The sequence below is a fragment of the Marinobacter sp. Hex_13 genome (assembly GCF_001566815.1).
GTDB classification, from domain to species: Bacteria; Pseudomonadota; Gammaproteobacteria; order Pseudomonadales; family Oleiphilaceae; genus Marinobacter; species Marinobacter salarius.
Map to the genome: position 1 here is coordinate 25,834 of NZ_LSMM01000033.1, position 12,180 is coordinate 38,013.

Genomic DNA, 12,180 nt, shown 5'->3' on the forward strand with positions numbered 1-12,180 from the left:
TGTTCATTATCGGGCCGGCGTTTACCAGCCTTCAAGTGTCGGGCACTGGGTGGCCCGGTAGCTTTTCTCCCGATAACAAACACCGGGTTCCTTGGTCCGGGCAGTAAATACCTCCCCGGCTGCCGTTGTCAGGCGTACCTGTCCATAGGGTTCGCCGTACCGGAAGGTCGCTTCAATCGAACTGCCATTGGGGTTCAGTAGCAGCCCTTTGCCGTGGAACGAGCCTTCAATATACTGGCCTTCGTATTTTTTTCCATCAGCGAAGACTTCCTTGCCGTTCCCGTGGAACTCGCCGTTGGAGAATTCCCCTTCGTAGTGGCGCCCGTCGGGGTAGGTAAGAGTGCCTTCACCATGGAATTCGTCATCCTTGAAGCCACCGACATAGAGCATGCCGTCCGAGGTGGTGAGCGAGCCATGCCCGTTGAGCCTGCCGCCTGACCATTGTCCGGTGAGAATGTCGCCATTGGCCATGGTGAGCGTGCCCTGGCCGTCAAACTGGTCATTGCGGAACTGGCCGGTGTAGCGGGTGTCATCCGCGTCACGCCAGGTGCCTTCGCCATGACGCTGGCCTTTTTCCCAGTCGCCTTCATAGCGGCTGCCGTCCGGGAGCCAGGCGGTGCCCTTGCCGTCAAATTCGCCGTCCACGAAGTGCCCCTCATACCTGAGTCCGTCGGCGTCTTCGTAGGTGCCATCGCCGGTTTTGATGCCGCCAACCCAGGTACCGTCCCGGTACTCCACCCTCGTATAGGCCTCCAGTTTGCCCACCAGGGTTTTCTCATTGCCGGCGGCGATAGCCACGGTCTGTTGCCAGGGCTTGTAACCTTCCTTGCGGATGGTGATGTCGTATTTGCCCGGCTCCAATTCCAGATCCAGCCGTGTGGCCCCGTGGTTCTTACCATTGATGGTGACGTTGTCGCCGACGACATTGGAGCGCAGGATCAGCAGCCCGGTTGTGGGAGGCTCTGGCGCATCGCTCCGAGCCTCCGTTTCCGGCATGACAGACACTGGCTCTGCCATCGCCAGCATCTTGGGGTCTTCCGGCAGGTCGGGAACGGAAAAAGGCTCTGCGTTTATGCGGTTGGCGTCGGACGCGGTCTCGGAACCGTTGACTGGCTTCTCTCCGGATGCCGCCAGGGCATCGTTTTCCAAGGGCAGTTCGAGGTCGTTTTCGGCTACGTCTTCCCTGCTATTCGGCTGGTAAAGTTCGTCCGAACGCTGCGCGTCCACTGGGGTATCCATGGACGCACGGGCAATGGTCTCTTCGGTGTCCGGGGCGGTGGCTACCGGTTTCATGCCCCTGGACAGGTCATCGCGGACAGACGCAAAGCCTGCCGTCACCAGAAGCATCAGTGCCAGTGCGTTGACAAACAGGAGGGGTCTGAAATCGACCATGGACAACCTCTCAATTCTGCATTCGTGTAACTGCCAATGTTTCGCCCGTTTCATCGTCGTTGTTCAACGGGTATGAGGGATGGCACCGCTTCATCTTACCCAGTCGGGGCAATGTTATGTAACACAAAGTCACTGAAGTTCACGAGAATGCAGGACAAATCACACTTTGTCCGGAAGCTGGTCATGGTTGAGCTGTTCCCAGGAGCGCATGTAGACGTCTGCTTCATATTCGTAGGGGGATTTGAACGGCGTTAGCACAAAATCGAAGACCAGAAAAAAGAACCCGATCGATGCCCAGGCGATGACCAACGTGCTCAGGGTGTTTGCCTGAATTTCCGGGTTGGCGTCGACGAACCCTTCGAGCAACGGGATCAGGTCGGACGCCATGACCACCGGGTTGAAGCTGGAAAGTACAAAAGGCACCCAGAACGCGATGAAAACCGGAAAGAAACCAAAGGACCAGAGCACCCGGCGAAGCAGATACATACCGATGGCGCGCCAGTAACGCTGCCTTATTTCCGGAACGCGGCGTATGCGTTCCAGGTAGCGTCGGCGCTCGGCCCAATAGGCGGCCACCTCCGGAGCGTGGATGGCGCGGCGATTGCCAGCGGCCTGGTGGGCGGTTCTGGCCGACTTTGGCGAAGCGTCCGATGTGTGGATTTCGTGGGGTTCGGTGGTCATGGCGTTGGGTACTGCCTTGTCGCTTCTGGTTAGTGCATGATAATAGAAAGTACGTGTTACCCTACAATCCCCATTTAGTTAAAGACAGGACAGTTTGAATGGCTGCAGTGATCGAAAACACCGTCCATCCGGCCTTTGAAAAGCTTCGCAGTCACCGGATCAGCACGCTGAACGTGACGGTCGAGGAATACCGTCACCGCAAAACCGGTGCCCGCCACTTGCACCTAGCGGCGGATAACGACGAAAACGTGTTCTTTGTGGCCCTGCGAACCTTTCCCATGGACTCCACCGGTGTTGCTCATATCCTGGAGCATACGGCGCTGTGTGGCAGCGAGCGTTTTCCGGTGCGCGATCCGTTTTTCATGATGATTCGCCGGTCCCTGAACACCTTTATGAATGCCTTTACCAGTAGTGACTGGACGGCTTATCCCTTCGCCAGCATGAACCGCAAGGATTTCGACAACCTGTTGACGGTTTATCTGGACTCGGTGTTCTTTTCCTCTCTGGACCCGCTGGACTTTGCGCAGGAAGGGCATCGCCTCGAATTCGATACGCCAGACGATCCGTCCACCGACCTGGTCTACCGCGGTGTGGTCTACAACGAAATGAAAGGCGCCATGAGTGCGCCCACGTCACAGCTGTGGCAGAACCTGTCCAGCCACCTGTTCCCGACCACCACCTACCACTACAACAGTGGTGGTGAGCCAGACCACATTGTAGATCTGAGCTACGACGACCTGTTGCGCTTCTACCGTCATCACTACCATCCCAGCAATGCGATCTTTGCGACCTACGGGGACATTCCAGCTCACGAGCATCATGAACGCTTCGAGGAGCTGGCTCTGAAGCGGTTTGATCGTCTGGATGTGGAGCTGCCGGTACGTGATGAGAAGCGGATGTTCTCGCCGGTGCGCGTCGACCAGAGTTACGCCGTCAGTGAGGGCGAGGAAACCGGCCACAAGACCCATATCGTGATGGGCTGGTTGCTGGGACACAGCTTTGACCTGCAGGAAAACCTGGAGGGGCAGCTGCTGGCCAGTGTTCTTCTGGAAAACAGTGCGTCGCCCCTGATGCGGGCGCTGGAAACCACCGATATTGGTCATTCGCCGTCTCCGATGTGCGGCCTGGAAGACTCCAACCGTGAAATGACCTTTGTCTGCGGCATTGAGGGCAGTGACCCGGAGAGGCAGGACGACCTTGAAGCGCTGATCGAACAGACGTTGGCGAAGGTAGTGGAAGAGGGCGTCAGTGAGGATCGCCTGGAAGCCATTTTGCACCAGTTGGAATTGCATCAGCGCGAGATTGCCGGCGATAGCTTCCCGTATGGCCTGCAACTGATCATGACCGCGATTTCGCCGATGGTCCATGGCGGCGATCCGGTTGAGCTCCTGGATTTGGAGCCGGTCCTGGCTGATATGCGGGAAAAAATCCGTGATCCTCAGTATGTGCCCGGCCTGATCCGCCGCAAACTGCTGGAAAATCCGCACCGCGTTACCCTCACGCTGCGCCCGGATGACAAGCTGGAGAGTCGTCGCCAGGCGGCAATTCGCGATGCCCTTGCCCGCCGCAAGGCCTCGTTGACTGACGAAGAGGTTCGCCAGATTATCGAGCGCGCCCAGGCCCTGGAAGAACGGCAGACACGGAAAGACGACGATTCCATCCTGCCGAAGGTTGACCTGACCGACGTTCCCCTGCAGTTGCCGGAACCCGAGGCGCGGTTCGCCGGCGACATGCCTGCGACCATTTATGCCCGTGGCACCAATGGTCTGGTGTACGAGCAGGTGATCCTGCCGGTACCGAACCTGACCGAGGAAGAACTGTTGTTGCTGCCGTACTACACCACCCTGATTCCGGAAGTGGGTTGCGGCGACTTGGATTACCTGCAGATGCAGGATCGTATTTCGGCGGAATCCGGTGGCATCAGTGCGTCCTTCTCCGCCAAGGGAAAAATCGACGATGTTCAGGATCTTGAGGGTTATATCGTCTTTAATGGCAAGGCGCTGGCTCGAAACCGCGAAGCGTTGACTCGCCTCCTGAACGACGTCTTTGATGGCGCCCGCTTTGATGAGAAGGAGCGGGTGCGGGAGCTGATTGCCCAGATTCGTTCCCGCCGCGAGCAGGCGGTTACAGGCAGTGGCCATGCGTTGGCCATGGGGGCGGCATCGCAGGGAATCAGCCCGGGTGCGTGGCTGTCGTTCCGTCTTGGGGGATTGGAAGCTATCCGTGGCGTCAAGGCGCTGGATAAGTCCCTCAGCGAACCGGCCGAGCTCGACAGATTCTGTGAGCGGCTTGCAGCACTGCACGAACGTATTCGGAACCAGTCCCGTCAATTCCTGCTGATCGGTGAGGAAGAGCAGCTGGACCCGATGCTGACGGAAATGAAGACCGTTTGGGGCGACTCCGGTGCGGGAGAGCAAGCAGCCTGGAAGCTTGAGCCCGTCAGTTATCAGGCGCGTCAGGCGTGGTTAACGTCAACCCAGGTGAACTTCTGCGCCAAAGCCTACAGCACGGTTGCAATCGACCACCCGGACGCAGCGGCACTGACCGTTTTGGGTGGTTTCCTGCGCAACGGCTACTTGCACCGGGCGATCCGTGAAAAGGGTGGCGCCTATGGCGGTGGAGCTGGCCAGGACAGCGTGAACGGCACGTTCCGTTTCTTTTCATACCGCGATCCCCGGTTGGGCGAGACGTTGGAGGATTTTGACAACGCCCTGAAGTGGCTGCAGACCGAGCAGCACGATCCTCAGGAGCTGGAAGAATCCATTCTCGGCGTGATCGGGCAACTGGATCGCCCACGGTCACCAGCTGGTGCAGCCCGCCATGCTTTCCACAATCGCCTGTTCGGCCGGACGCCCGAGCAGCGTGCGCGTTTCCGGGAACGGGTGTTGGCGGTGACCCTGGATGATATGAAACGAGTGGCCCGCGAGTGGTTGAAGCCGGGCAGCGCCAGTGTAGCGGTTGTCACCAGCTTCGAAAATCGTGATACCGCTGAAAAACTGGGGCTGGAAATTCAGGAGCTATAAGGCACCTGAAAGCACCCGAAAACGGAAGGCCGACGCTCATTAAGGGAGAGGGCGTCGGCCTTTTTGTTATCTGCTCTATCGGTTCCGTTTAAGCCCGGTGCTGACCATGATGCGCGTAGAGATTTCCTCCACGGAATACGCGGTTGTGTTGAGGTAAGGAATTCGTTCCCGGCGGTACATCAGCTCAATTTCCTCAATTTCATGCATGCACTGCTTCATGGATGAATAACGGGAGTTCGGTCTGCGTTCGTTGCGGATGGTTGCCAGCCGCTCCGGCTCGATGGTCAGCCCAAAAATTTTCTCCTTGTGAGGCCGCAGCGCAGCTGGCATTTGCTGGTCGTCCAGATCTTCCTCGGTTATGGGATAGTTGGCCGCCTTTACACCATATTGCAGGGCCAGATACAAGCAGGTGGGCGTCTTGCCGCTGCGAGAGGCGCCGACGAGAATCAGGTCTGCCTCGTCGTAATGACGCGTGCGGGCGCCGTCATCGTTATCCAGAGCGAAATTGACAGCATGGATGCGCCGTTCGTAGCTGCCTTCGTTGTTGATGGCGTGTGATTTGCCAACGGTATAGGAGGACGAGGACTGCAGCTCCTGTTCCAATGGATTCAGGAAGGTACCGAAGATATCCACCATGAAACCGTTTGCGCCGGCGATAACATCGCGGATATCGCTATTAACGATGGTGTCGAAAACCAGCGGCCGCATGCCATCGATTTCCTCCGCTTTATTGATGCGCTTGACCATCTCCCGGGCTTTGTCAGCGTCATCAATATATGGCACCGTAATGCGTTCAAACTCAATTTTCTCAAATTGTGCCAGAAGGCTGTGCCCCAAGGCCTCGGCGGTCAGGCCGGTGCCATCGGATATAAAGAAAGCGGTTCGTTTCATGGTGTGCGGTCCGGCTCCGTATTTGGCGGCTACCCTAGGTAAATTCCACAGGTTACAGTATCATACACGCCAAGTTCGAGAGCCCGCAGTGGAGAATGCAGTAATTGCAGGGTTGAAATCAGCTCCACCTGTCCGGTTTGGCTCTTTGCTACAATGAATCAAGGGAGACACGCTTTGGAAGATTACATTATCTGGTTTGATCACCTGGGAATGTCAGACGTTGACCGGGTCGGGGGAAAGAATGCCTCCCTCGGTGAAATGATCAGTAATCTTGCCAACGCAGGTGTTACCGTTCCGGGTGGCTTTGCTACAACCGCTCACGCCTACCGTGAATTCCTGGCCAAAGACGGTCTTCGTGAAAAGATCGACAACGCTTTGGACGCTCTGGACATCAATGATGTGAACGAGTTGGCTCGGGTCGGCTCCGAAATTCGCCAGTGGATTCTTGATACGCCATTTCCGGACGCGCTGGAAAAGCCACTTGCGGATGCCTACGCAAAGCTACGTGACGGCAACGACAACCTCGCGGTGGCGGTGCGTTCGTCAGCCACTGCGGAAGATCTTCCGGATGCGTCATTTGCTGGCCAGCAGGAGACTTTCCTTAACGTTGTGGGCCTGGAACAGGTGCGGACGTCAGTAAAGGAGGTCTTCGCCTCCCTGTTCAATGACCGCGCCATTTCCTATCGTGTCCACCACGGTTTTGATCACAAACAGGTAGCCTTGTCTGCTGGCATTCAGAAAATGGTGCGCAGTGAGACCGCTGCCAGTGGCGTTATGTTCACCCTGGACACGGAATCCGGTTTCCGGGATGTCGTGTTTATCACCGGCTCCTACGGCCTGGGTGAAACGGTGGTGCAGGGTGCTGTGAACCCCGATGAATTCTACGTTCACAAGCCCACCCTCACGGCGGGCAAGCCTGCCGTTCTGCGCCGCAACCTGGGTAGCAAGGCCATCAAGATGGTTTACCACACTGACCCCGCCGCAGAGCAGTTTGTGGAAACGGTCAAGGTTGAACAGGACGAACGTAATCGCTTCTGCATCACTGACGCGGAAGTGGAAGAACTGGCCAAGCAGGCCATGATCATCGAAAAGCATTACCAGCGCCCGATGGACATTGAATGGGCGAAAGATGGCGACGACGGCCGTATCTACATTGTGCAGGCCCGTCCGGAAACCGTTAAGAGCCGCGCTTCGGCCAACGTGATGGAGCGTTATCTGCTCAATGAGACCGGCACCATCCTGGTGGAGGGCCGCAGTATCGGCCACAAGATTGGCAGTGGCCCGGTCAAGATCATCACCAGTATCAAGGAGATGGACCGCGTACAGGCGGGCGATGTTCTCGTTACGGATATGACCGACCCGGACTGGGAGCCGGTGATGAAGCGGGCGTCCGCCATCGTAACCGACCGCGGTGGGCGTACCTGCCATGCTGCCATTATCGCGCGGGAGCTTGGTATTCCGGCCGTGGTGGGCTGTGGCGATGCCACGGAGATTCTGAAAGACGGCCAGGAAGTGACGGTGTCCTGTGCCGAAGGCGACACCGGGATGATCTACGAGGGCAGCCTCGATTTTGAGCTGAAGGAAAACACGGTAGACTCCATGCCCGCCATACCGTTCAAAATCATGATGAACGTGGGTAACCCGGACCGGGCCTTCGACTTCCAGGCGCTACCCAATGAAGGTGTCGGCCTGGCGAGACTCGAGTTCATCATCAACCGCATGATTGGCGTTCACCCAAAGGCGCTGCTGAATTTTGACGGCCTGCCGCGAGATATTCGTCAGACGGTGGAGAAACGGATCTCCGGGTACAGCTCGCCGGTGGACTTCTACGTCGACAAGCTAGTCGAGGGAATATCCACCCTTGCCGCTGCCTTTGCGCCCAAGAAGGTGATTGTGCGGCTGTCCGACTTCAAGTCCAATGAATACGCCAACCTGATCGGCGGTACCCTTTACGAGCCCGATGAAGAAAACCCGATGCTGGGCTTCCGTGGTGCCTCTCGGTATATCTCCGAAACCTTCCGTGATTGTTTCGAGCTTGAATGCCGGGCGTTGAAGAAAGTCCGTAATGAAATGGGGCTGACCAACGTTGAGATCATGGTGCCTTTTGTCCGCACGGTGGGAGAAGCCGAGCAGGTGGTGAACCTGTTGGCGGAAAATGGTCTCAAGCGTGGCGAGAACGGATTGCGCGTGATCATGATGTGCGAGCTCCCCGCCAACGCCCTGTTGGCCGAGCAGTTCCTGGAGCACTTTGACGGCTTCTCGATTGGTTCTAACGACCTGACCCAGTTGACCCTGGGGCTGGACAGGGACTCCGGCATCATTGCCCACCTGTTTGACGAGCGGAATGACGCCGTCAAGGCGTTATTGGGCAGTGCTATCCAGGCCTGCAAGAAGGCGAATAAGTACATCGGTATCTGCGGCCAGGGGCCCTCGGATCATCCTGACCTGGCCAAATGGCTGATGGATCAGGGGATCGATTCCGTATCCCTGAATCCGGACTCGGTACTGGATACCTGGTTCTTCCTCGCGGACGAGAAAATCGACTGACCATTTCGAGAAAAGGAGCACGTGCGTGCCTATCGTAACCCCTGATCTGTGTGACGATTACCCCGAAATCCTGGTGGTAGAGCCGGGTTTCCGCAACTTTGGTGGCGTGGACGCCTTCGGGGGCGAGATCGTGACGGTGAAATGCTTTGAGGACAATTCCATCGTTAAGGAACAGGTTGCCCTGCCGGGTAACGGTCGTGTGATGGTTGTGGATGGTGGCGGATCAAAGCGGGCCGCTCTGCTGGGTGACATGCTGGCCGAGAAAGCGGCGGGTAATGGCTGGGCTGGCCTGGTGATCTATGGCTGTATCCGCGATGTAGATGTCATTGGAAAGACAGCCCTGGGAGTGCAGGCGCTGGGTACGCATCCGCGCAAGACCGAGAAGCGTGGAGTGGGTGATCTGGACGTGCCGGTCACCTTCGGAGGCGTGACCTTCCATCCTGGCCATTACATCTATGCCGATAACAACGGTATCGTGGTTTCCGAAAAGCCACTGAAGATCGACTGATACGGCCGTTTGCCCGGTAGTTCCCCCGTACTCTACCGGGCTACATTTCCCTTGACCGCACCGGTCAGCGTTTTACCTTTACAATCTCCATCCCCAGGAGAAACCCATCCCCGTCAGGAACACAGCGAAGCACGCGGCAGACCGTTTCGAATGGCGGGAATTGCTCGCTGGTGGAAGGTAGAAGGGTGTGGATTTCATCCCCTTCGGCAAACGCCCTTTCTACGTAAAGCTGCATGCCAGTGCCGCTGAGATCCCGGCAAATGCCTGGAATCGCGACGCCATTGCTGTCTGTGAGTTCGATTTCCGAGTTCATTGTCATGCGGTGGAAATCGCGTTTTTCTGAATAGTCCTTCATGGTTTCAGACATCCCGGCACCTCGCGGTTGTTGTTTTGTTAGTTATAAATGCTAAGGGCGGAAGCGTCAAAGAATTCATGGGAATAAAAATTCGGGAAGCCCTTATATTTAGTATTTAGGTTTCCCGAATGACACTATATGTGGGTTTTCGAAGAGGCGCTTCCTCCAACGTCTCCCTCGATGGGGAGGTGTTCTATGCCCAGTTGTCCGTTTTCCGTGAAGGCTTGAGCAGCGGGATAACAAGGGCCAAAATCACCCCGAGCAGCACAAGGGCTGCACCCAGTAGCATGAAATCGGATTCCTTTTTGGCTTCCAGGCGCTCCTTTTCTGCAGTGAGCACTTCCAGGTCGTTGCGCAGCTTCTGGTTCTCTTCGCGAAGCTCGCTATTCCGCCGATTCAGATTGATGGAGTCCGAAGCGACTTCCTTGATATTACGAAGCTCTTCGCTGAGTCTTCCTGCGCGGGCTTCCAGGGACTCTTCCGAGCTCCTGAGTTCGTTCCGTTCCGTTGTGACTTCCTCAAGCTGCGTCCTGAGATTATTCAGTTCATTGCGGGCTTGTTCCAGTTGCCGGTTGGTGGCTTCCAGACGTTGGCGCGCAATAGGAGTGTCGGTGAGATAGCGTGACACCATCCAGCCTTCGATGCCGTCCGGCGTGCGTACACGGCTATACCCTGATTCCGATGTTTCCAGCAGCTCAAGCGAGGTTCCGCTCCGGACTCCTGAGTGCAGGATTCGGTACTGTGTCCCTTCACCACTTCGGATCGGAGCGTAGAGCGTGTCATCGACATAAACGGTTTTGGCGTGGGTTGACGTTGCAGCCACCATCAAAACGATAATGCAGGTAATCAGACGTAAAGGCGTCACTGGTTTTATTCCCTGGAACAGCGATTTAAGGCGCAATTTTGTCATAGATGCCGGGTCATACAAGGTGGAGTTCATTACAAAAAGCTCATGGTGCCAGGTGCAGGCAACCGTGCGCCCTCAGGGCAGTACAGCCTTGAAGGGTTTGACGATCACTTTCTGGTACACACCGGCATCCACGTAGGGGTCGGCATCGGCCCAGGCCTGGGCCGATGCCAATGAATCAAATTCGGCTACAACCAGGCTGCCGGTGAACCCTGCGTCACCGGGTTCCGGTGTGTCCAGGGCCGGGTGGGGACCCGCGACCAGAAGGCGGCCTTCGTCTCTGAGCAGCTTTAGCCGTTCAATGTGGGCAGGACGGGCAGAAGACCTCAGCGGCAGGCTGTTCTCGACATCTTCGCTGATGATGGCGTAATACATGATATTCTCCGGATATTTACTGACACAGTGTAATACCTGGCTGGTAAACTGGCGTTGATGGTATTTACTCTGAAATCGGGAAAGATGTGACTATAACCCAAGAAGCTGACTTCTGCATTGATCTGCATTGCCACACGACGGCGTCCGACGGCGCGCTGCCACCGAAGGAATTGGTCGCACGTGCGCACGCCAGAGGTGTTACCCACCTTGCCATAACAGATCACGATACCATCGCCGGGCTTGAAGAAGCATCGGAGGCCGCACGGGAGGCTGGTCTTACGCTGATCGCCGGTACCGAGCTGTCCTGCCTCTGGAAAAGTCACACCATACACGTAGTCGGGCTTGATTTTGACGTTGATGACGACCGTCTGAAGCAGGCATTGGAGCGGCAGAACACGAACCGTTGGTCCCGAGCCCGCACCATTACCGACAAGCTTTCAAAGCTGAAAATTGAAAACCTGCTCGAGAAGGCAACGGATAAGGCGGGCGGCGACGTGCCCGGTCGGCCTCATTTTGCCAGGGTGCTGGTGGAAGAGGGGGTGGTAAAGGATATCGCCCAGGCGTTCAAGCGCTACCTTGGAGCTGGCAAGGCGGGGGATGTAAAGGGTTTCTGGCCTGAATTGCCGGAGGTTGTCCGCTGGATTACCGAGGCTGGAGGTGTGGCCGTGCTGGCCCATCCCAGGAAGTACAAACTTACGGCGACAAAATTGCGAGCGCTCGTTGCTGACTTCCGTCAGGCGGGTGGTCGGAGTATCGAGGTATCAACGTCGGGGCAGTCCAGTGGCGATCTGGGCTTTTTGGCGGAATTGTGTCGCCGGGAAAACCTGCTTGCCTCCCAGGGCAGCGATTTCCATTTTCCCGGTGCGCCTTGGTGTGAGCTTGGGGTCATCATGAAAATGCCAGACGGGCTTGAGCCTGTCTGGCATCATTTCAAAGAACCGGCAGGGGTTTTCGCAGCGGTTTAATCCGGTGCGTGGAACAGCAGGTATAGGTCGGTCAGCGAGTCGGGGATGGCGTCCGCCATTTGCCGGGACAGCTTCTCGCTGTTGCGGACATTCTGGAAGTCTTCATCCTCGAACAGCCCGGACAGCGTAAGCATCGGCACCAGCAGGTCTGCGGTTTCTTCCTCTCCGGCCTCCAGCCAGGCTTCCTCATTCTCAAGGAAGGTGTCCACGAACCCGGCACACCAGTTTTCCAGTGCGTTCATCGGATCGCCATCTTCAGGTTCCGGCAACTCAAGAGACTGGCCCATGTCCAGTGCGTGTGCCATATCCCTGCCGAGCTGTTCAACGGCTTGTCGGAACGCATCCGGAACCTGGCCGCTGGGCGCCTGTTCAGCGCCCGTGGCCAGTCTGAAGATGTCCTCAGTGCTCAAGGATGTCGGGCCCACCACGCTGGCGCAGACAACCCCGTGCAAACCGAAGAAATCCAGGGCTTCGTCGCCCCAGGGTTCGGCGAAAAGGATGTCTTCCAGCGCTTCGATGTCCGAATCTGATAGCAT

The 12,180-nt window shown here is 57.0% G+C and carries 11 protein-coding genes; 4 read left to right on the forward strand and 7 right to left on the reverse strand.

The window, feature by feature from the left end; genetic code table 11:
* Positions 1-21: 21 nt before the first annotated feature.
* Together AXW11_RS08485 and AXW11_RS08490 are read right to left on the reverse strand one after the other, a co-directional pair.
* Positions 22-1,392: an MORN repeat-containing protein gene (locus AXW11_RS08485; protein WP_091644330.1), complete on the reverse strand. Its 1,371-nt coding sequence runs from the start codon at positions 1,390-1,392 to the stop codon at positions 22-24.
* Between the two features lie 159 nt (positions 1,393-1,551).
* On the reverse strand, positions 1,552-2,073 hold the full coding sequence (locus AXW11_RS08490) for a hypothetical protein (protein WP_227544174.1): 522 nt from the start codon (positions 2,071-2,073) through the stop codon (positions 1,552-1,554).
* 98 nt (positions 2,074-2,171) lie between these two features.
* On the opposite strand from AXW11_RS08490, the gene AXW11_RS08495 reads away from it, so the two are divergent.
* Positions 2,172-5,096, forward strand: a complete 2,925-nt coding sequence (locus AXW11_RS08495; protein ID WP_036204998.1) for an insulinase family protein — start codon at positions 2,172-2,174, stop codon at positions 5,094-5,096.
* A 75-nt stretch (positions 5,097-5,171) separates the two neighbouring features.
* On the opposite strand, the gene ppsR is transcribed toward AXW11_RS08495, so the two are convergent.
* Entirely contained in the window at positions 5,172-5,987 is an 816-nt protein-coding gene (ppsR, locus tag AXW11_RS08500) for a posphoenolpyruvate synthetase regulatory kinase/phosphorylase PpsR (RefSeq protein WP_007154087.1), read from the reverse strand.
* Between the two features lie 153 nt (positions 5,988-6,140).
* Between ppsR and ppsA the strand changes: the two genes are divergently transcribed.
* Positions 6,141-8,534, forward strand: coding sequence for a phosphoenolpyruvate synthase (ppsA, locus tag AXW11_RS08505; RefSeq protein ID WP_369810883.1), 2,394 nt, complete (start codon positions 6,141-6,143; stop codon positions 8,532-8,534).
* 25 nt (positions 8,535-8,559) lie between these two features.
* Entirely contained in the window at positions 8,560-9,042 is a 483-nt protein-coding gene (gene rraA, locus AXW11_RS08510) for a ribonuclease E activity regulator RraA (protein WP_036205000.1), read from the forward strand.
* A gap of 64 nt (positions 9,043-9,106) precedes the next feature.
* Here the strand turns inward: rraA and AXW11_RS08515 are convergent, their stop codons facing one another.
* The 3 genes from AXW11_RS08515 to AXW11_RS08525 all read right to left on the reverse strand — a co-directional run bounded on the left by AXW11_RS08515 (position 9,107) and on the right by AXW11_RS08525 (position 10,679).
* Positions 9,107-9,409, reverse strand: coding sequence for a PilZ domain-containing protein (locus AXW11_RS08515; RefSeq protein WP_226909933.1), 303 nt, complete (start codon positions 9,407-9,409; stop codon positions 9,107-9,109).
* A 181-nt stretch (positions 9,410-9,590) separates the two neighbouring features.
* Complete coding sequence (locus AXW11_RS08520; RefSeq protein WP_036205846.1) at positions 9,591-10,262, reverse strand: TIGR04211 family SH3 domain-containing protein; 672 nt, start codon at positions 10,260-10,262, stop codon at positions 9,591-9,593.
* A 117-nt stretch (positions 10,263-10,379) separates the two neighbouring features.
* Positions 10,380-10,679 carry a YciI family protein gene (locus AXW11_RS08525; RefSeq protein WP_007154082.1) on the reverse strand — a complete coding sequence of 100 codons (300 nt, stop codon included), beginning with the start codon at positions 10,677-10,679 and terminating at the stop codon, positions 10,380-10,382.
* Positions 10,680-10,765: 86 nt separating this feature from the next.
* Here AXW11_RS08525 and AXW11_RS08530 point away from each other — a divergent pair, with 86 nt between their 5' ends.
* Positions 10,766-11,644: a PHP domain-containing protein gene (locus AXW11_RS08530; RefSeq protein ID WP_052479452.1), complete on the forward strand. Its 879-nt coding sequence runs from the start codon at positions 10,766-10,768 to the stop codon at positions 11,642-11,644.
* Here AXW11_RS08530 and AXW11_RS08535 read toward each other — a convergent pair.
* On the reverse strand, positions 11,641-12,180 hold the full coding sequence (locus AXW11_RS08535) for a YecA/YgfB family protein (protein WP_041333755.1): 540 nt from the start codon (positions 12,178-12,180) through the stop codon (positions 11,641-11,643). The two genes, AXW11_RS08530 and AXW11_RS08535, sit on opposite strands and share 4 nt — an antisense overlap.

Coding starts and splice junctions, on each gene's coding strand:
- ppsA (WP_369810883.1), top strand. CDS start 6,141: ATGAATCAAGGGAGACACGCTTTGGAAGATTACATTATCTGGTTTGAT.
- AXW11_RS08515 (WP_226909933.1), bottom strand. CDS start 9,409: ATGTCTGAAACCATGAAGGACTATTCAGAAAAACGCGATTTCCACCGC.
- AXW11_RS08525 (WP_007154082.1), bottom strand. CDS start 10,679: ATGTATTACGCCATCATCAGCGAAGATGTCGAGAACAGCCTGCCGCTG.
- ppsR (WP_007154087.1), bottom strand. CDS start 5,987: ATGAAACGAACCGCTTTCTTTATATCCGATGGCACCGGCCTGACCGCC.
- AXW11_RS08490 (WP_227544174.1), bottom strand. CDS start 2,073: ATGACCACCGAACCCCACGAAATCCACACATCGGACGCTTCGCCAAAG.
- AXW11_RS08485 (WP_091644330.1), bottom strand. CDS start 1,392: ATGGTCGATTTCAGACCCCTCCTGTTTGTCAACGCACTGGCACTGATG.
- AXW11_RS08535 (WP_041333755.1), bottom strand. CDS start 12,180: ATGCTATCAGATTCGGACATCGAAGCGCTGGAAGACATCCTTTTCGCC.
- AXW11_RS08495 (WP_036204998.1), top strand. CDS start 2,172: ATGGCTGCAGTGATCGAAAACACCGTCCATCCGGCCTTTGAAAAGCTT.